Annotated in this window: 20 protein-coding genes and 1 riboswitch; of the genes, 13 read left to right on the forward strand and 7 right to left on the reverse strand. The window is 67.9% G+C overall.

Going from position 1 to position 17,380, the window contains the following annotated elements:
- The first annotated feature begins 11 nt into the window (after window positions 1-11).
- The 4 genes from A0O31_RS08840 (at window position 12) to A0O31_RS08855 (ending at window position 5,094) form a co-directional block, all read left to right on the forward strand.
- The gene (locus tag A0O31_RS08840; protein ID WP_084720317.1) at window positions 12-1,151 is read left to right on the forward strand and encodes an MFS transporter; all 1,140 of its coding nucleotides are present in this window, start codon (window positions 12-14) and stop codon (window positions 1,149-1,151) included.
- Between the two features lie 17 nt (window positions 1,152-1,168).
- A complete protein-coding gene (locus tag A0O31_RS08845) occupies window positions 1,169-2,383 on the forward strand; it encodes a molybdopterin molybdotransferase MoeA (RefSeq protein ID WP_071677546.1) in 1,215 nt (404 codons plus the stop codon).
- A 75-nt stretch (window positions 2,384-2,458) separates the two neighbouring features.
- Window positions 2,459-3,994, forward strand: a complete 1,536-nt coding sequence (locus A0O31_RS08850) for a DEAD/DEAH box helicase (RefSeq protein ID WP_071677547.1) — start codon at window positions 2,459-2,461, stop codon at window positions 3,992-3,994.
- A gap of 56 nt (window positions 3,995-4,050) precedes the next feature.
- Window positions 4,051-5,094 carry an LLM class flavin-dependent oxidoreductase gene (locus A0O31_RS08855; protein WP_071677548.1) on the forward strand — a complete coding sequence of 348 codons (1,044 nt, stop codon included), beginning with the start codon at window positions 4,051-4,053 and terminating at the stop codon, window positions 5,092-5,094.
- Here A0O31_RS08855 and sat read toward each other — a convergent pair.
- From sat to A0O31_RS08890, 7 genes are read right to left on the reverse strand one after another with little or no spacing between them, the layout of a single operon-like run.
- Window positions 5,072-6,121, reverse strand: coding sequence for a sulfate adenylyltransferase (gene sat / locus A0O31_RS08860; RefSeq protein ID WP_071677549.1), 1,050 nt, complete (start codon window positions 6,119-6,121; stop codon window positions 5,072-5,074). The two genes, A0O31_RS08855 and sat, sit on opposite strands and share 23 nt — an antisense overlap.
- 3 nt (window positions 6,122-6,124) lie before the next feature.
- Complete coding sequence (cobA, locus tag A0O31_RS08865) at window positions 6,125-6,844, reverse strand: uroporphyrinogen-III C-methyltransferase (protein ID WP_071677550.1); 720 nt, start codon at window positions 6,842-6,844, stop codon at window positions 6,125-6,127.
- The gene (locus A0O31_RS08870) at window positions 6,837-7,577 is read right to left on the reverse strand and encodes a sulfite exporter TauE/SafE family protein (RefSeq protein ID WP_071677551.1); all 741 of its coding nucleotides are present in this window, start codon (window positions 7,575-7,577) and stop codon (window positions 6,837-6,839) included. The genes cobA and A0O31_RS08870 overlap by 8 nt, the downstream gene beginning before the upstream one ends.
- Window position 7,578: 1 nt before the next feature.
- The gene (locus tag A0O31_RS08875; protein WP_071677552.1) at window positions 7,579-8,247 is read right to left on the reverse strand and encodes a phosphoadenylyl-sulfate reductase; all 669 of its coding nucleotides are present in this window, start codon (window positions 8,245-8,247) and stop codon (window positions 7,579-7,581) included.
- Window positions 8,235-8,879, reverse strand: a complete 645-nt coding sequence (locus tag A0O31_RS08880; RefSeq protein ID WP_071677553.1) for a precorrin-2 dehydrogenase/sirohydrochlorin ferrochelatase family protein — start codon at window positions 8,877-8,879, stop codon at window positions 8,235-8,237. Before A0O31_RS08880 ends, A0O31_RS08875 begins: the two co-directional genes overlap by 13 nt.
- Complete coding sequence (locus tag A0O31_RS08885; protein ID WP_071677554.1) at window positions 8,876-9,637, reverse strand: uroporphyrinogen-III synthase; 762 nt, start codon at window positions 9,635-9,637, stop codon at window positions 8,876-8,878. Before A0O31_RS08885 ends, A0O31_RS08880 begins: the two co-directional genes overlap by 4 nt.
- 9 nt (window positions 9,638-9,646) lie before the next feature.
- Window positions 9,647-11,377 (reverse strand): nitrite/sulfite reductase, encoded by a 1,731-nt coding sequence (locus A0O31_RS08890; RefSeq protein ID WP_071677959.1) that lies wholly within the window; start codon window positions 11,375-11,377, stop codon window positions 9,647-9,649.
- A 130-nt stretch (window positions 11,378-11,507) separates the two neighbouring features.
- Window positions 11,508-11,617, forward strand: a riboswitch (TPP riboswitch).
- 70 nt (window positions 11,618-11,687) lie between these two features.
- Here A0O31_RS08890 and thiE point away from each other — a divergent pair.
- From thiE to A0O31_RS08935, 9 genes are all read left to right on the forward strand, one after another.
- A complete protein-coding gene (gene thiE, locus A0O31_RS08895) occupies window positions 11,688-12,308 on the forward strand; it encodes a thiamine phosphate synthase (RefSeq protein WP_071677555.1) in 621 nt (206 codons plus the stop codon).
- Window positions 12,295-12,489 (forward strand): sulfur carrier protein ThiS, encoded by a 195-nt coding sequence (thiS, locus tag A0O31_RS08900; protein ID WP_071677556.1) that lies wholly within the window; start codon window positions 12,295-12,297, stop codon window positions 12,487-12,489. The genes thiE and thiS overlap by 14 nt, the downstream gene beginning before the upstream one ends.
- Before the next feature lie 10 nt (window positions 12,490-12,499).
- Window positions 12,500-13,282: a thiazole synthase gene (locus A0O31_RS08905; RefSeq protein WP_071677557.1), complete on the forward strand. Its 783-nt coding sequence runs from the start codon at window positions 12,500-12,502 to the stop codon at window positions 13,280-13,282.
- Entirely contained in the window at window positions 13,279-14,208 is a 930-nt protein-coding gene (locus A0O31_RS08910; protein WP_071677558.1) for an NAD(P)/FAD-dependent oxidoreductase, read from the forward strand. Before A0O31_RS08905 ends, A0O31_RS08910 begins: the two co-directional genes overlap by 4 nt.
- Window positions 14,205-15,512 (forward strand): phosphomethylpyrimidine synthase ThiC, encoded by a 1,308-nt coding sequence (gene thiC, locus A0O31_RS08915; RefSeq protein ID WP_071677559.1) that lies wholly within the window; start codon window positions 14,205-14,207, stop codon window positions 15,510-15,512. The genes A0O31_RS08910 and thiC overlap by 4 nt, the downstream gene beginning before the upstream one ends.
- Complete coding sequence (gene thiD, locus A0O31_RS08920) at window positions 15,509-16,285, forward strand: bifunctional hydroxymethylpyrimidine kinase/phosphomethylpyrimidine kinase (protein WP_071677560.1); 777 nt, start codon at window positions 15,509-15,511, stop codon at window positions 16,283-16,285. Before thiC ends, thiD begins: the two co-directional genes overlap by 4 nt.
- A 343-nt stretch (window positions 16,286-16,628) precedes the next feature.
- On the forward strand, window positions 16,629-16,826 hold the full coding sequence (locus A0O31_RS08925) for a helix-turn-helix domain-containing protein (RefSeq protein ID WP_008631012.1): 198 nt from the start codon (window positions 16,629-16,631) through the stop codon (window positions 16,824-16,826).
- A gap of 171 nt (window positions 16,827-16,997) precedes the next feature.
- The gene (locus A0O31_RS12720) at window positions 16,998-17,189 is read left to right on the forward strand and encodes a hypothetical protein (protein ID WP_008631014.1); all 192 of its coding nucleotides are present in this window, start codon (window positions 16,998-17,000) and stop codon (window positions 17,187-17,189) included.
- 2 nt (window positions 17,190-17,191) lie between these two features.
- Window positions 17,192-17,380, forward strand: a complete 189-nt coding sequence (locus tag A0O31_RS08935; protein WP_008631016.1) for a hypothetical protein — start codon at window positions 17,192-17,194, stop codon at window positions 17,378-17,380.

Raw genomic sequence — 17,380 nt, forward strand, 5'->3', positions numbered from 1 at the left:
GGAGGTCTTCGGTGAAGGGGATTTCCCCCGCATACCGCTTTGTGCTGGCCAGTTTTCTTTGGTCCTTCGGGGCCAACCTGGTTTACTTTTTCCTCAACTTCCACCTCCAGGCCCTGGGCTATACCCGGGCCCACATCGGCTACGCCCAGGCCCTTCTCCTCCTCATGGGGGTGGTGTCCGCCCTGCCCCTCGCCTACCTCATCCCCCGCCTGGGTTACCTCAAAAGCCTCTACTTGGCCTTTTTCCTGGCGGCGGGAAGCGGTCTGCTCCTGGGGCTCGGCCTCTTGGTCTTTCCCGCCCTCGGGGGGTACGGCCTGGCGGGGGCCCTTTTGCAGGGGGCGGCGGCGCCCCTCATGGCGCGGCTCGTGCCCCCGGAAAGGCGGGTGGCCCTTTTCAGCCTGCAGGCGGCCCTCACCACGGCGAGCGGCTTTTTCTCCACCCTGCTCGCTGGCCTCCTGTCCGAGTGGGTGGGGGCCAGGCACGTCCTCCTCTTCGCCCTGCCCTTCTTCCTCCTGGCGGTGCCCTTGGCCCTGGGCTTGCCGGAAGGGGAAGGGAAGACCCCTCGGCTTGGGGGGCGGTTTGGGGTGTGGCTTCGCCTCCTCGTGCCCCAGGTGGTCATCGGCTTTGGGGCGGGGCTCGTCATTCCCTTTTTGAACCTTTACCTGAAGGAGAAGTTCGGCCTCACCTACGGGGCCACGGGGCTCGTCTTCGCCCTCTCCTCCTTGGCCACGGGCGGGGCCATGCTCCTCCAGCCCCTTTTGGTGCATAGGGTGGGGAAGCTTAAGGCCATCGTCCTGGTGCAGGCCCTCTCCCTCCCCTTCCTCGCCCTTTTGGCCTGGGCCCCTTGGCTTCCCGTGGTCACCTTCGCCCTTTTGGTGCGGGGGGCCCTGATGAACGCCGCCGGGCCCGTCTACGCCGCCTTGGTCATGGACTACTTGCCCGAGGAGGAGCGCCCGGGTTTCTTTTTGGTGGAGTCGGCGCTTTGGAGCCTCCTTTTCGCCCTAGGAAGTGCCCTTTCCGGTAAGCTCCAGGCGGCTTTGGGGCTTCCCGCCTTCCACTACCTCTTTGGGGCCACCTTGGCCCTTTACGCCCTGGGCATCGCCCTTTGGCCGTGGGCCTTTGGCCGCCTAAAAGCCCTTTACGAGGCCTAATGCGCTAGACTGGACCCGTGCGCACGAACCTCAGCGTGGAGGAAGCCTTGGCCCTGGTGCTGGCGGAGGCCCGCGGGGAGCTGGGCGTGGAGGAGGTTCCCCTCCGGGAGGCCTACGGCCGGGTCCTGGCGGAAGACCTCGCCTCCCGGGTGGACCACCCGGACCAGGACGACACCGCCGTGGACGGCTACGCCTGCCGGGAGGAGGATACTTGGGGGGCTTCGGGGGATAACCCCGTGCGCCTCCGGGTCATCGGGGAGTCTCCGGCGGGGAGGCCCTTTGCGGGCAGGGTGGGGAAGGGCGAGGCGGTGGCGGTGTACACGGGTGCCCCCATTCCCCCGGGGGCCAACGCCGTGGTGCGGGTGGAGGACACGCGGCGGGAAGGGGAGGATGTCCTCCTCTTCGCCCCAGCGAGCCCCAAGGACATCCGGCCCAAGGGGGATGACCTGAAGCGGGGGGAGGTTTACCTGAGGCGGGGGGATCTCCTCACCCCCGGGAGGCTGGGCCTGGCTGCGGCCATGGGCTACCCACGCCTCAAGGTCTTCCGCCGGCCCCGGGTGGGCATCCTCTCCACGGGGGACGAGGTGGTGGAGCCGGGGGAGCCCTTGCCCTTCGGCGGGGTGTACAACTCCAACGCCTATAGCCTGTTGGGGTTGGTCCTCGAGGCGGGGGGGGAACCCGTCCTCCTGGGCAAGGTGGCGGACCGTCCCGAGGAGGTGCTGGCCCGCCTGGAGGCGGCGGGGCCTTTGGACCTCCTCCTCACCTCGGGCGGGGTTTCCATGGGGGAGTACGACGTGGTGCGGAAGGTCTTGGAAGAGAGGGGCGAGGTGGTCTTCTGGAAGGTGAAGCAGCAGCCCGGAGGGCCTTTGCTCCTCGCCCGGCTAGGGGGCCTTCCCGTCCTAGGCCTTCCGGGAAACCCCGTGTCCAGCATGGTCACCTTCTTCCTCTACGGCAGGCCCTTCCTCTTCCGCCTCCTAGGGCGCACCGACCCCCCTTACCGCCCCCTCAAGGCCCGGGCCCTTACCCCCTTCAAGGGGGCCAAGGGCAAGAAGGTCTTCCGCCGGGGGGTGCTTTCCTTTGAGGAGGAGCTCGTGGTGCGCACCACGGGCAACCAAAGCAGCGGCGTCCTCCGCTCCATGGCCTTCGGCAACGCCCTCGTGGTCCTTCCCCCGGACCGGGACGCCCGGGAGGGGGAGGTGGTGGAGGTCATCCCCTTGACATTCGTGCTCTAGTTCACTAAACTTGAAAGGTTTACGGGCTTTACCCCTCCTTTTCGGGCGCGGGTGGGGCCCGGGAAGCGAGCGAGAATGGAGTTCAAAGATTTTCCCCTAAAGGAAGAGATCAAGGAAGCCTTGGCCCGGCGGGGCATCACCGCCCCTACCCCCATCCAGGCGGCCGCCCTCCCCTTGGCCCTGGAGGGCAAGGACCTCATCGGCCAGGCCCGCACGGGTACCGGCAAGACCCTGGCCTTCGCCCTGCCCATCGCCCAGGCCCTGGAACCGAGCCCCACCCGCGGCAGGAAGCCTAGGGCCCTGATCCTCACCCCCACCCGGGAACTGGCCCTCCAGGTGGCGGGGGAGGTGGCGGCGGTGGCCCCCCACCTCAAGGTGGTGGCGGTCTACGGGGGCACCGGCTACGGCAAACAGAAGGAGGAGCTTGCCCGGGGGGCGGACGTGGTGGTGGCCACCCCGGGGCGGGCCCTGGACTACCTGCGGCAAGGGGTTTTGGACCTTTCCGAGGTGAAAATCGCCGTCTTGGACGAGGCGGACGAGATGCTCTCCATGGGCTTTGAGGAGGAGGTGGAGGCCATCCTTTCCGCTACCCCTGCCGCGCGGCAGACCCTCCTTTTCTCCGCCACCTTGCCCTCCTGGGCGAGAAGGCTCGCCGAACGCTACATGAAGGCTCCCGTGGTCATCAACGTGGTGCGGGAGGAGGGGGTCACCTACCAGGAGGAGGCCATCCTGGCCCCGGGGGACCGGCTGGCCCTGCTTTCCGACATCCTGTACGTGAAGGCGCCCAAGCGGGCCATTGTCTTCACCCGCACCAAGGCGGAAACCGAGGAGGTGGCCACGGGCCTCTTGCGCCTGGGTCACCCGGCCCGGGCCATCCATGGGGACCTTTCCCAGACGGACCGGGAGCGGGTGATGCGGGCCTTCCGCGAGGGGGAGGTGCGGATTCTGGTGGCCACGGACGTGGCCGCCAGGGGCCTGGACATTCCCGAGGTGGACCTGGTGGTCCATTACCGCCTGCCCGATAAGGCGGAAACCTACCAGCACCGTTCGGGACGCACGGGCCGGGCCGGACGAGGGGGCGAGGTGGTGGTCCTTTACGGGGCCCGGGAGAAGCGGGAGCTCTCCGAGCTGGAGCGGGCGGTGGGCCGCACCTTCAAGCGGGTGAATCCCCCCACCCCCGAGGAGGTGTTGGAGGCCAAGTGGCACCACCTCCTGGCCCGGCTGGCCCGGGTGCCGGAGCGGGACTTTAAGCCCTACCTGGACTTCGCCGGGAGGCTTTTCGCCGAGGGGCGGGTGGAGGTGGTGGCCGCCATCATGGCCCTCCTCTTGGGCGGGGCGCCCAAGGAGAAAAGCCTCCTCACGGGGGAGGAGGGCTGGCTCACGTTCAAGGCCACGGGGCCCAGGCTTACCCTGCCCCGGCTTGTGGCCCTCTTGAAGGAGCAGGGCCTCGAGGTGGGGAAGATCGCCCCCGGGGAGGAGGGCTTCTACGTGGACCTCCGCCCCCAGGACCTGCCCCGGCTCGCCGAGGTGCAGGGGGTCAGGCTGGAGAGGGCCAAGCGGGTGGAGGCCCTGCCCGAGGCCGCCCCCAGCCGGCGCCGGGTGCGGGCGTAGGGGCCAAGGTGGCCTAAGGCGCTTTTAAAGATAAAGCGCTCGCCTATCCTTGAGGGGTGGAGTTCGGCCTTTACACCTTTGGCGAGCGCACCTTTGACCCCGGGCTGGGCCGCCCCCCCACGGCGGAGGAGAGGCTAAAGCGCCTTTTGGAGGAGGCAGAGCTAGCCGACGAAGTGGGGCTTTCCCTCTTCGCCGTGGGCGAGCACCACCGGGAGGACTACGTGGTTTCGGCCCCGGCGGTGGTGCTTGCCGCCATAGCGGCCCGCACGCGGCGGATACGCCTCGCCAGCGCCGTGGTGGTCCTCTCCTCCGAGGACCCCATCCGGGTCTTCCAGCAGTTTTCCACCCTGGACCTCCTTTCTGGCGGGCGGGCGGAGCTTTGGGTGGGCCGGGGCTCGTTTGTGGAGTCCTTCCCGCTTTTTGGGTACGATCTCCGGGATTACGAGGCCCTTTTTGAGGAGAAGCTTGCCCTTCTCCAGAAGCTTCGGGAAGAGGAGAAGGTCTTTTGGCCCGGGGGGCGCTTCACCCGGCCCATCCCGGGCCTTGGGGTATACCCGAGGCCTAAGCAAAATCCCCTGCCCCTTTGGGTGGCGGCGGGGGGGAGTCCGGAGTCGGCGGTGCGCGCCGGGAAGCTTGGGCTTCCCCTGGTCCTCGCCATCATCGCCGGAAGCCCCCAGCGCTTCCTGCCCTTTGTGGAGCTTTACCGGGAAACGGCCCAGGCCCACGGCCACACCCCCAGGCTCGCCCTCGCCGCCCACGGCTTCGTGGCGGAGGACGACGCCGAGGCTTTCCGCCTCGCCGCCCCCGCCTTCCTAGAGGTGATGAACCGGATCGGGCGGGAGCGGGGCTGGCGGCCCATGGACGTGAATTACTTCGCCTGGTCGCGGGGCCTACAGGGGGCCGACTTTATCGGCGACCCCCTTAGGGTGGCGGAGAAGGCCCTTTACTGGCATGAGCTTTTCCGCCCCGAGCGGCTCATCCTCCAGCTCACCGTGGGCACTCTTCCCCACACCAAGGTGCTCCGGGCCATAGAGCTTTTGGGCACGGAGGTCCTGCCCCGGGTGCAAAAGGCCCTCGCTACACGCCCTGTCGCAGGATAGGGAGGAGTTCGGGCCGCACCAGTTCGGGTGGAGGGGTTTTCCCCTCCCGCAGGAGGGACCGCACCTTGGTCATGCTGATGGAAAGGCGCTTCTCCCTATGGGCCTCGGGGCAGGTCCTTTCCGAGGCGATGCCGCCGCAAAGGGGGCAGTGGAAGATGGCTCCTACCCGGACGATCTCAATGCCCAGAGGGGGAAGCTCGTCAAAGATGCGGTGGGCGGCGTAGGGATCGTAGAAATCCCCCACCCCGGCGTGGTCCCGGCCCACCAGGAAGTGGGTGGCCCCGAAGTTCTTGCGCACCAGGGCGTGGAAAACCGCCTCCTTGGGCCCAGCGTAGCGCATGGGGGTGGCGAGGCCCAAAAGGGCCACGCGGTTTTGTGGGAGGAAGTCGCGGATAAGGGCCTCGTAGGCTTGGACAATGACCTCCGTGGGGAAGTCGTCCGCCTTTTTGGCCCCGAGGATGGGGTGGATGAGGACCCCGTCCGCCAGCTCCAGGCCGAGCCGGATCAGGTACTCGTGGGCCCGGTGGGGGGCGTTGCGGGTTTGGAAGGCCACCACCCGCCTCCACCCCCATGCCCGGAAGAGGGCCCGCACCTCCTCGGGGGTTTTCTCCAAGGGGCCGCGCGCCCGGGGTTTTAGGACTTCCACCCTACCCCCCAGGGCGTAGGGGCCTTTGGCGTAGAGGCGGGCCACACCGGGGTGGGCTTCGCTTTCCGTGCCGAAGACCTGCTTGGCCAGTTGCCTTAGGTCCAGGGCGTACACGTCCTGCACGTGGAGGAGGGCCACCCGCTCCCCGCCGTGGACCAAGGCCAGGGTCTCCCCCCGGCCCACCCGGGGCCTTTCCGGGGTCTGGAGGAGGATGGGGATGGTCCAGACCTCTCCTGTGGGCAGGCGCATGGCCTCGGCCACGCTTAGGGTTTCCTCCCGGGTCATGAAGCCTTGCAGGGGGGCGAAGGCCCCCGTGGCCAGGTTCTCCAGGTCCAAGCGCTCGTCCTCGCCAATCTGTAGGGTGGGAAGGGTCTCCACCATGGGCTACCTCCATGGGAGGGCTTCGGCTTTAAGGCGGGCTTCCTCAAAGACCTGCACCGTTTCCCCTAGGATCCAGAGGGCAGGGGCTTCCACGGACACCTTGCCTTGGGCCACCTCGCCCAGGCGGGCGAGGATGCGGCGCTCCCTGGGCGTGGTGGCCCGTTCCACAAAGAGGGTGGGTTCTTGGGGGTTGCGGCCCAAGCGGAGGAGCTCCTTGGCGATCCAGACCCGCCGCTTTACCCCCATGAGCACCACCAGGGTGGGAACGTGGGCGAAGGGGGTCAGGTCGGGGTAGCCGCCTCCTTCCACCACGCCGGAAAGGGCGGCGAAGCCGTGGGCGAGGCCCCGGTGGGTGAGGGGTAACCCTGTGGCGAGGAGGCTGCTTACCCCCGGGACCACCTCCACGGGGATCCCGTGCCTGAGGAGGAAAAGCGCCTCCTCCCCGCCCCGGCCGAAGACGAAGGGGTCCCCACCCTTTAGGCGCACCACGAAGGGGTAGCGGCGGGCGTAGTGGAGGAGAAGGTGGTGGATGGCCGCTTGCTTCCTGCTTTCCCCCTCCTCCTTCCCCACATAGACCTTCTTTCCCCGGACAAGGCCCAGAATGCGTTCGTCCACCAGGCGGTCGTGGAGGACCACGGGGGCCTCCTGGAGGAGGCGGTGGGCCTTGAGGGTGAGGAGCTCGGGGTCGCCTGGGCCTGCCCCCACCAGGTAGACCTTACCCATGGGCCACCCCCCGGTAGATGAGGTGCCCCCCAACGAAGAGGAGCCAGAGGAGGAGGGCCACCCTCAGGGGTTCCCGGGGCAGGCGGGTGGCGAAGAGGGCTCCCAGGGTGGCGCCCAGGATCCCCCCGGTCCCCAGGGTGAGGAGGAGGTCCGGGGCCACCTGGCCGAAGAGGAGGTGCACCCCACCCCCTAGGAGGGAGAGGACGAGGCCGAAGAGAATATCCGTCCCCACCACCTGTTGCGGGGAGAGCCGGGTGGCGTAGAGGAGGAGAAGGGTGCCCAAGGCCCCGGCCCCGGCGGAGGAAAAGCCCACCTCGAGGCCAATCCCAAAGGCCGCGGGGGGAAGAAGCCTAGGCCTCTCCCGGCCCACGGTGGGTTTCCCGAAGCTCCGCCAAAGCCCCAAGGCGGCGGAGGCCACCACGGTGAGGCCCACCAGGAGGAGGACAAGGTCCTTAGCCCCCTTGACCCCTGTGAGGAGAAGGCTTCCCAGGAGCACCCCGGGTATTCCTCCGAGGAGGAGGAGGGCCAGGGCCTTGGGCGCCACCTGCCTCTGGGCGAGGTAGACCGCACCTGCGGGGAGCTTCACCAGGAAACCGAAGAGGAGGGCGGTGCCCACCGCCACCTCCGGGGGAAGCCCCAGGGCCAGCATGAGGAGGGGTGCGGTGATGGTTCCCGCTCCCACCCCTGTGACCCCGATGGCGAAGGCGATGAAGAAGCCCAGGAGGAAGGCCATGCTACCCCTCCTTCCCGTGCAGGTGGATGCCGCACTCCAGCTTGCCCTTACCCGCCCAGCGTCCGGAACGGGGGTCGTTGGGGTCTAGGGGCTTGGCGGTGCAAGGGGCGCAGCCGATGGAAAGGTAGCCTTGGTCGTAAAGGGGAAGGTAGGGCAGGTCCTGCACCGCCAGGTAGGCAAAGACTTCCTTGAGGGTCCAGTCGTAAAGGGGGCTTACCTTCCTGAGCCGGTGGCCCGAAGGGAGGACCGCTTCTTCCAGGGGCTGGAGGTTGGCCCGGGTGGGAGACTGTTCCCGCCTCAGGCCGGTAAACCAGGTGTCGTACCCTTCCAGGGCTTGGAAAAGGGGCTCCACCTTGCGGATTTGGCAGCAGCGGGTGGGGTCGCTTTCGTAGAGCTTCCCGTAGCGGCGTTCCTGCTCTTCCCGGGAAAGAGAGGCCTGAAGGTTCACCAGGCGGAAGCCGAAACGCCTTTGCATTGCGTCGCGGTAGGCGTAGACCTCGGGGAAGTGGTAGCCGGTATCCAGGAAGAGGATGGGGATGTCGGGCTTGACCTCCAAAAGCATGTGGAGCACCGCCACATCCTCCGCTTGGAAGCTGCAGGTAAAGCAGGGATTTTGGCTTTGGGCCAGGGCTTCCTGTACGAGGGCCTTGGCGCTTTTCACCTTGTCCATACCTCCTCCAGGGTGGCTTCAGCCTTAGCGATGGCCTTGGACAAGCCTTCCTTGGGATCTAGGTCCAGCTCCTCCAGGGCCTGGTCCACGATGCGGTACCAAAGCCGCCTCCTCTCCTCAAAGCCCGGGATCTGGGCGATCCTGGGCCTTAGGGTGCGGAGGAAGGCCACGAGTTCCCCGTAGGTCTCGGGGAAGAGCCGGGCGAGCCGCTCCTTGAGGCGCACCGCCAGGGCGGGGGCCGCGCCCGAGGTGGAAAGGGCCGCCACCAGGTCGCCCCGGCGGAGCACGGCGGGAAGGATGGCGCTGGCGTGTTCTGGGTCGTCCACCGCCACCAGGAAGATGCGCCTTTCCTCCGCCTCCCGGCGCACCCGGGGGTGGATGGCCTTGTCCTTGGGGTGGCTGAGGACCAGGAAATAGCCTTCCAGGTCCCCTTCCCGGTAGCCCCGCCGGAGCCAGCGGATCCTCCCTTCCCGTTCCAGGGCGCTCAAGCCCCAAGCGTCCTCCTCCGCCAGCACCGTAACCCGGGCCCCAGCCTGGAGGAGGGCGTGGAGCTTGGCCTCGGTCTCGGGGCCCCCGGCGATAAGGAGGACAGGGCGGTTTTTAAGGTCCAGCATCAAGGGGAAGTAGGTCATGGCACCTCCTGGAAAAGGGCCTTCTTGAAGCCCTGGAGCATGCTCCCTAGGCGCTCGGTTTCGTCCACGTAGAAGGGCCTTACCCCCCATTCCCTCAGGGTGTCCGCCGTGACCCGGCCCACGGCCACCGCCTTCACCTGGGTGTTTAGGGCTTCCCGGAGGGCGTGGGGGTTCCTGGCGCCTTCAAAGAGGAACTCCACCTGGATGGCGGCCACGAAGGCCACCGCCTCCACGGCCCTTTCCCGGATGGCTGCCTCCAGGGCCCGGATACCCTCGGGGTTGGGTAGGTGTTGGTAGGGCATTAGGGAAAGGACCTCGTACCCTTTTTCCCTTAGGGCCCCTTCCAGGAGGGGCAGGGGCTTGCCGTAAAGCTGGAGCGCCGCCTTGCCCGGGCCTTCAGGGAGGAGGGGGATGAGGCTTGGGCTCGTACCGTCCCCCATGGCGTGGGGGGAAAGGCCTTCCTCCCGCAGGATGCGGGCCGCCTTGGCCCCCCGGGCCAGGCGGTGGGCCTCGGCCAGGGGCCCCTTGAGGTCCAGGCCCAGGGTCCTGCCTCCCTCCAGGAGGTCCCGCACGCCCACCCCCGTGGTGGCGAGGAAGAGGTCCACCCCTTGGTGGAGTTCCCGGAGGCGGTCCTGGTACTCGGGGACGGGCACCTTTTCCGTGGTCTGGGCGGGGAGAATGAGCGGCGTAAAGCCCAGCTTTTCCGCTAGGGCCTTGAACTCTTCCCTGCGTCTTAGGCCAGCGTAGGCGATGCGCATGGCGTCTTCCTATACGGCGCATTCCCCGCGCCCAAGCTGCACGCTGAAGGCCTCCCCTTCCGCCCCCAGGTCCTGGTAGAACTCCGGGGTCTCCGCGTAGGGCGGAATCTCCTGGAATTGCTCTAGCAATGCCTTGAAGGAAGCTGCTCCTACCCGGTCCAAGTAGGCTTGGAAGCTTTCCCCGTTTTGCCGCTCCCCTAGGTAGCGTTGGAGGATGGCCTCCACCGCCTCGGGAACCCGGTGGGCGGGGATGCGGCCTACCACCTGGCCGAAGCGGGCTTCCCCTTCCCGGGTCCGCCCTCCCAGGAGGAGGACGTAGTGGGGCACCTCCCGGTCCCCCACCTTGCGGCTAGAGCCGTAGAAGCCGATGTCGGCGATGGGGTGTTGCCCGCAAGAGTTGGGGCAACCGGAGATTTTGACGCTGATGGCCTTTACCCCTGGGTCCTGGGCCAAGGGGAGGGCCTGTAGCTTCTCCCCCAGGGCCTGGGCCAGGCCCCGGGAGCGGGTGATGGCCAGGTTGCAGGTGTCGGCCCCGGGGCAACGGGTAATGTCCAGGAGGGTGTGGGCGTCCGTATGGGCGAGCCCTGCCTGCAGGAGGGCCTCGTAGAGCCCACCCAGGGCCTCCTCGGGCACAAAACGCAGGAGGAAGTTTTGGCTGATGGCGCTTCGGATCTCCCCGGCGTAGGTCTCGGCGATTTCCGCCAGGGCCCTGAGCCCTTCGGGGGTGATGTCCCCCAAGGGGAGGCGCACGGTGACGGTGTAGAAGCCTTCCTGCTTCTGCTTGAAGAGGTTGGTTCGCCGCCAGGCGTCAAAGCCGGGAGCGAAGGAGAAGGGCTTTCGGGGCGGGTTGGGGAGGCGAGGGGGCGGGTAGTCCTCGGGCGGGGCCCAGGCCTCGAGGTCGGCCCCGCTTGCCGTGAGCTTCACCACCCGCCTTTCTTCCCGCACCGCCTCCCGGAAGGCGGCGATGCCCCACTTCTTCACCAGGAACTTGAGCCGGGCCTGGGTCAGGACCTTGCGGTTGCCATAGCGGTCAAAGAGGCGGATGATGGCGAGCATGGTGGGGAGGAGGTCCTCCTCGGGGGTAAAGGCTTCCAGGAGCTCGGCGCTCATGGGGGCGGCGCCCAGCCCCCCACCCACGTAGATGCGGAAGCCCCGCTTGCCCCCCTCCACCGCCGCCACCACCCCGATGTCGTGGATGGGGGTGCGGGCATGGTCCGTGGCGCACCCTTCAAAGGCCACCTTGAACTTCCGGGGCAGGTTCTGCCCCACGGGGTGGCGGAGGAAGTAGCGGTAGGCCCTTTCCGCATAGGGGGTGACGTCAAAGGGCTCCTCGGGGGAGACCCCGGCGTAGGGGCAACAGGTGATGGCCCGGATGGAGTGGCCGCAGGCCTCGCGGGTGGTGAGGCCCACGGCGTTCACCGCCCGGAGGACCTTGGGCACGTCCCGCCGGTGCACGTGGTGGAGCTGCACCGCCTGGCGGGTGGTCACGTGGGCCAGGCGGTTTTCCGTATAAGCCTCGGCCACGTCCGCCAGGACCCGGAGGCCCTCTGGGGTAATGCGGCCCACGGGGAGCTTGATGCGGATCATGTGGTGCTCAGGGCGTCCCCGAATCCCGTAGATCCCGTTCTTGAGCCGGTAGACCCGGAAGTCCTCGGGGTCTTCCTCCCCGGCCTCGAGGCGGGCGATCATCGCCTCCAGGTACCGGATTTCCGCTTCCACCACCTCGGAAAGCCCTGCCATCTTCCCCTCCTTCCCCTCCCAGAGGGAGGGTTGCCGGGCATGGTATACCATTGAGCTCATGAATGTCAAGGGTATAAGGCCCTTTGTGTCCCCCTTTCCATTCCCTAGGCCCTTTCGTGGTAAAGTGGCCCTTGCAGGCTAGGGGTGCCCTAATAGAGGGGCTGAGAGCTGGGTCTTTCCCAGCAACCCTTGGAACCTGATCCGGGTAATGCCGGCGGAGGGAAGCCTATGCGGAGGATCCCCAATCCCCAAAACCCAAATGCCCCTTGGGCCGCGTGGGCCTTGGCCGCTGGCTTGAGGGGGTGAAAGGTTGTTTGGAAGGCTCTACTTGGTGGTGACCCCAAGGCCTGGCTGGACGTGGGAAGAGGTGCTTTCCCGTACCGAGCGGGCCCTTGGGGGTGGGGTGGAGGTGTTGCAGCTTAGGGCCAAGGACTGGGAGGCCAGGCCCATCCTGGAGTTGGGCGAAAGGATGCTGGCCTTGGCCCGGCGCTACGGGGTTCCCTTCTTCCTCAACGACCGCCCGGACCTCGCCGCCCTCTTGGGGGCCGATGGGGTGCACCTCGGGCAGGGGGACCTGACGCCCCTGGAGGCCAGGCGCTTTTTCCAGGGCCTCGTGGGCCGTTCCACCCACGCCCCCGATCAGGCCCTACGGGCCTTGGAGGAAGGGGCGGACTACCTTTCCGTGGGGCCCGTGTGGGAAACCCCCACCAAGCCCGGGCGCAAGGCGGCGGGGCTCGGCTACGTCCGCTTTGCAGCGGAGAACCTGGGGGAGAGGCCCTGGTTCGCCATCGGGGGCATCAACCTGGAAAACCTGGCGGCGGTCCTCGAGGCGGGCGCCCGGCGCATCGTGGTGGTGCGGGCCATCCTGGACGCCGAAGACCCCGAGAAGGCAGCCCGGGCCTTTAGGGAGAGGCTTTATGGTGTGGCTTAACGGCGAGCCCAAGCCCTTGGAGGGGAAGACCCTTAAGGAGGTGCTGGAGGCCTTGGGGGTGGAGCCGGAGCGGGTGGCCGTCCTCCTCAACGGGGAGGCCTACTCCGGCAGGGAGCTTCCGCCCCACGTCCTCCAGGAGGGGGACGAGGTGGAGGTGGTGGCCCTGATGCAAGGGGGGTAAAGGAGGATAGATGGACGCTTGGCAGGTGGGACCCATAACCCTCACGAGCCGCCTCATTTTGGGCTCGGGGAAGTTCCAGGACTTCGCGGTGATGCGGGAGGCCATAGAGGCGGCGCGGGCGGAGGTGGTGACGGTTTCCGTGCGCCGGGTGGAGGTGGGGGCCCCGGGGCATGTGGGGCTTCTGGAGGCCCTAGAGGGGGTGCGCCTCCTCCCCAACACCGCCGGGGCGCGCACGGCGGAGGAGGCGGTGCGGCTTGCCCGGCTCGGCCGGCTCCTTACAGGGGAGAACTGGGTGAAGCTGGAGGTCATCCCCGACCCCGCTTACCTCCTCCCCGATCCCCTGGAGACGCTAAAGGCGGCGGAGATGCTTCTCCAGGAGGGCTTCGTCGTCCTGCCCTACATGGGGCCGGACTTGGTTCTGGCCAAAAGGCTCGCCGCCCTGGGCACGGCCACGGTGATGCCCCTGGCCGCCCCTATCGGCTCGGGATGGGGGGTGAAGACGCGGGCCCTTCTGGAGCTCTTCGCCCGGGAACGCCCAGGCCTCCCGCCCGTGGTGGTGGACGCCGGGCTCGGCCTTCCCTCCCACGCGGCGGAGGTGATGGAGCTGGGCCTGGACGCCGTCTTAGTGAACACCGCCATCGCCGAGGCCAAGGACCCGCCCGCCATGGCCGAGGCCTTCCGCCTGGCGGTGGAGGCGGGGAGGAAGGCCTACCTGGCGGGGCCCATGCGGCCTAGGGAGGGGGCGAGCCCCTCTAGCCCCACGGAAGGGGTGCCCTTGGGGAGGCCAGGGTGAGGGCCGAGGTGGCCGTGGTGGGGGCGGGGATCATCGGGGCCCTGGCCGCCCACGAGCTCGCCAAGCGGGGCCTCGAGGTTCTCCTCCTGGATGCGGAGAAGCCCGGCGCCGCCACCCTGGCGAGCGCCGGGATGCTCGCCCCTTACCCCGAGGGGCTTTCGGGGGAGCTTCTGGAGGCGGGGCTTTTCGCCCTGGACTACTACCCGGAACTTTTGGCGGAGCTTGGGGAAAAGGGCTTCCCGGTGGAGGCGGGCTTCGCCGGCACCTTCGTGGCCGCCTTGAGCCCCGGGGAGAAGGAGGCCTGGGAGGCGGAAGACCCCCCGCCCTACCCGGTCCGGGGGGCCTTGGGCGCCCGGGCCTTCCCTGGGGGGTATGTCCACCCAAGGGCCCTTAGGGAGGCCCTTTTGGCCTCGCTTCGGGGCATGGGGGTGCCCTACCTGAGGGCCGAGGCCCAGGGGGTGCGGGAGGGGCAGGTAGTCCTCGCCGAAGGGGCGGTACAGGCCCGGCGCATCCTCCTCGCCGTGGGGGCCTGGGGAGCGCGGTTTGGCCTAGGGGTGCGCCCCCTTAGGGGGGAGGCCCTCCTCCTCCAGGGACCCTCTCCCCCTGGCCCCCTCTTCGCCGGCGAAGGCTACCTCCTGCCCCGGGAGGGCGGGGTCTACGTGGGGGCCACGGGCCGGGAGGGTTGGGGGGAGGGCGTGGACCTCTTTGGGCTTCGGTGGCTTGCGGACTACGCCCACGAGCGCTTTCCCCTCCTGGAGGGGGCCCGCTTCCGGGGGGTGGTCTGGGGGTATAGGCCCATGGGGGAGGTCTTCGTGGGGGAGGTGGGGGAGGGGGTCTATGCGGCCACGGGGCATGGCCGGAACGGGGTTCTCCTCGCCCCTTGGACGGCGAGGCGGCTTTTGCGGCTTATGGGGGTGGAAGGATGACGCAACTGGAAGCGGCAAGGAAAGGGATCATCACGGAGGAGATGGCTTACGTGGCGGAGCAAGAGGGGGTTTCCCCCGGGTTCGTGCGGGAAGGGGTGGCGGCGGGAAGGATCGTGATCCCCAGGAACCCCAACCACCGCACCCTTAGGGACTTCAAGGGGATCGGGGAGGGGCTTGCCGTAAAGGTCAACGCCAACCTAGGCACCTCCTACGATTACGTGGACGTGGAGGAGGAGGTGGAAAAGGCCCGGGTGGCCATCCGCTACGGGGCGGACACCCTCATGGACCTCTCCACCGGGGGGGATCTGAAGGAGATCCGGCGGCGCATCCTCGAGGTGGCCACCGTCCCCCTGGGCACCGTGCCCATCTACGAGGCGGAGTTCCGGGCCGCCAAGCGCAAGAACTTCTTTGACATGTCCGCCGATGAGCTCTTTGCGGTGATTGAGGAGCACGGCAAGGAGGGGGTGGACTACATCACGGTGCACGTGGGGGTCACCCTGAAGAACCTGGAGGTTTACCGGCACAGCCCCCGCACCACGGGCATCGTGAGCCGGGGCGGGGGGCTCATGGCCGCCTGGATGCTCCACCGCGGGGAAGAAAACCCCCTCTACGCCCGTTTTGACGACCTCCTGGACATCGCCCGCACCTACGACATGACCCTTTCCCTGGGGGATGGCCTTAGGCCGGGCTCCCTGGCGGACAGCACCGACCGGGCGCAGATCGCCGAGCTCCTCACCATCGGGGAGCTGGTGGAGCGGGCCAGGCGGGCCGGGGTCCAGGCCATGGTGGAGGGGCCAGGGCACATCCCCCTCAATGAGGTGGCCACCAACGTCCAAATCCAGAAAAAACTCACGGGGCACGCCCCTTTCTACATCCTCGGCATGCTCCCCGTGGACACCGCCGCCGGCTTTGACCACATCGCCGGGGCCATCGGCGGGGCGTTGGCGGGCTGGATGGGGGCGGACATGCTCTGCTACCTAACCCCGGCGGAGCACCTGGGCCTGCCCACCGCCGAGCACGTGAAGCAGGGCGTCATCGCCTTCAAGGTCGCCGCCCACGCCGCCGACGTGGCCCGGGGAAACCCGAGGGCGTTAGAGCGGAACCGGCGCATGTCCGAGGCCCGCTACCGCCTGGACTGGGAGGCCCAGTTCGCCCTCGCCCTTTTCCCCGAGGAGGCCAGGCGGCTTAAGGAGGAGCGGGGAAGCCGCACCAAGGCTTGCAGCATGTGTGGCCCCTTCTGCCCCATGAACCTGGTGGAGGCGGTGCTAAGGGGCCGCGAGCGCCAAGAGCTTCCCCTGGCATGAGGGTAGCCCTCACCATCGCCGGCTCCGACTCGGGGGGTGGGGCGGGGGTGCAGGCGGACCTCAAGGTGTTCTTCCGCTTCGGGGTCTATGGGACGAGCGCCCTCACCCTGGTCACGGCCCAGAACACCCTGGGGGTAGAGGCCCTTCACCTTTTGCCGCCCCGCCTGGTCTATGCCCAGATCCAAAGCGTGGCCACGGATTTCCCCATCCACGCCGCCAAGACGGGGGCTCTCGGGGATGCGGGCATCGTCCAGGCGGTGGCCGAGGGGGTGCGGCGCTTTGGCATCGCCCCCTTGGTGGTGGACCCCGTGATGGTGGCCAAGGGCGGGGACCCGCTCCTCGCCCCCGAGGCGGTGGAGGCCCTGAAGGCGGAGCTTTTCCCTTTGGCTGACCTCATCACGCCCAACCGCCTCGAGGCGGAAGCCCTCCTCCGGAGCCCCATCCGCACGCTTGCCGAGGCGGAGGAGGCCGCCCGGGCTCTTTTGGCCCTTGGCCCCAAGGCGGTCCTCCTCAAAGGGGGGCACCTGGAGGGGGAGGAGGCGGTGGACCTCCTCGCCACCCGGGAGGGAGTGCGGGCCTACCGGGCCCCCAGGGTGGCCACCCGGAACACCCACGGCACGGGCTGCACCCTTTCCGCCGCCATCACCGCCCTTTTGGCCCTGGGAAAACCCCTGGAGGAGGCGGTGGCCGAGGCCAAGGCCTACCTCACCCGGGCCCTAAGGACGGCCCCTCCCCTGGGCCAGGGGCACGGACCCCTTAACCACGGGGCCTAAAAAGCCTCTCCCCTCCCAAAGGAGGGGAGAGGCTTTCTGGTGCGCCCGGAGGGATTCGAACCCCCGACCTAGGGCTTAGGAAGTCCTTGGAAAACGTTTCCTGTGCTCCGTGGGGACCCATGGAGGGGCACGGGGACGCGATTTATTCGCTTGGCTGTTTCCTGGTGTTTCTCCGTTTAGGGGTAGCCGTGGGGGTAGTATGGGGGTAAAAAGAGGGGTAAAACTTTGGAAAAGGGCTAATCTTTCTCCCGCCCCTCGAGGAGCGGGTAACTACAACATGTGGCGGTTATCACTTGCGACACCACTATATGTTGGGGTACAAGTGGAACCGGAGGGATAGCGGATGAAACAGAGCACCGGGCAGCCCCCCCTGGCCGTGAGCGTGAACGAGGCCGCGCGTTTGCTTTCGGTGAGCAGGGTTACGATCTACCGCGCGATCTGGCGCGGGGAGCTCAAGGCCATGAAAATCGGGGCGCGCACGCTCATCCCGTACAAGGAACTCGAGGCGTTTCTGGAAAGGGGATTGGGGGGAAGGAGGTAAAAAAGGCGCTCCCACGGGGGGCGTGGGAGCGTACGCGCGATCCGGCTGATGCGCAAGGTTCAGCTTATCCACCCAAACGCAACCTTGCAACCCCGCCCTGGAAACCGGGAACGGGCGGCCCTCTCCTACCCCCTACGCCGCATGACGGCACGGGACGCTAGGGTCGGCGTGATGAGGGAGAAGAAACTCCTCACCTTCAACGAGGTGGCCCCCATCCTGGCCGAGCACCTGGGTCTGGGGAGGGATGGGGTGCGGCGGTTTATGAGGAAATACGGCGTTCGTGTGGGGCGCAAACTTTACCTTCATTCCAGCATCCTCGAGGGCCTTCTGGAGCGGGGCCGCTTGCCCCGGGAGGAGGCGTAGCCGTGGGAAAAGCTCAAACGCTTCGCGACCGCATCCTCCTGGCGGTCCTGCGCGTCATCCTCGCCATGCTCACGCCCACGGGCCGCGTTGACGCGCTGTACGCGGCCAACGAGGCGGTTGATTGGGACCTGCAACGTGAAGAGGAGGGGGCGGAAAAAACCGCCCCCGCCCTCGAGGGGCGAGGGAGGTGA

Origin of the sequence: Thermus brockianus (genome assembly GCF_001880325.1) — a bacterium.
Classification (GTDB): Bacteria; Deinococcota; Deinococci; order Deinococcales; family Thermaceae; genus Thermus; species Thermus brockianus.

Bases quoted from the DNA above. Each gene is read 5' to 3' on its own strand.
- A0O31_RS12720 (WP_008631014.1), top strand. From the start codon at position 16,998: ATGAGGGAGAAGAAACTCCTCACCTTCAACGAGGTGGCCCCCATCCTG.
- A0O31_RS08880 (WP_071677553.1), bottom strand. From the start codon at position 8,879: ATGACCTACTTCCCCTTGATGCTGGACCTTAAAAACCGCCCTGTCCTC.
- sat (WP_071677549.1), bottom strand. From the start codon at position 6,121: ATGGTGGAGACCCTTCCCACCCTACAGATTGGCGAGGACGAGCGCTTG.
- A0O31_RS08905 (WP_071677557.1), top strand. From the start codon at position 12,500: ATGGACGCTTGGCAGGTGGGACCCATAACCCTCACGAGCCGCCTCATT.
- A0O31_RS08885 (WP_071677554.1), bottom strand. From the start codon at position 9,637: ATGCGCATCGCCTACGCTGGCCTAAGACGCAGGGAAGAGTTCAAGGCC.
- A0O31_RS08875 (WP_071677552.1), bottom strand. From the start codon at position 8,247: ATGGACAAGGTGAAAAGCGCCAAGGCCCTCGTACAGGAAGCCCTGGCC.
- thiS (WP_071677556.1), top strand. From the start codon at position 12,295: ATGGTGTGGCTTAACGGCGAGCCCAAGCCCTTGGAGGGGAAGACCCTT.
- cobA (WP_071677550.1), bottom strand. From the start codon at position 6,844: ATGGGTAAGGTCTACCTGGTGGGGGCAGGCCCAGGCGACCCCGAGCTC.
- A0O31_RS08870 (WP_071677551.1), bottom strand. From the start codon at position 7,577: ATGGCCTTCCTCCTGGGCTTCTTCATCGCCTTCGCCATCGGGGTCACA.
- thiD (WP_071677560.1), top strand. From the start codon at position 15,509: ATGAGGGTAGCCCTCACCATCGCCGGCTCCGACTCGGGGGGTGGGGCG.
- A0O31_RS08925 (WP_008631012.1), top strand. From the start codon at position 16,629: ATGAAACAGAGCACCGGGCAGCCCCCCCTGGCCGTGAGCGTGAACGAG.
- thiC (WP_071677559.1), top strand. From the start codon at position 14,205: ATGACGCAACTGGAAGCGGCAAGGAAAGGGATCATCACGGAGGAGATG.
- A0O31_RS08890 (WP_071677959.1), bottom strand. From the start codon at position 11,377: ATGGCAGGGCTTTCCGAGGTGGTGGAAGCGGAAATCCGGTACCTGGAG.
- A0O31_RS08850 (WP_071677547.1), top strand. From the start codon at position 2,459: ATGGAGTTCAAAGATTTTCCCCTAAAGGAAGAGATCAAGGAAGCCTTG.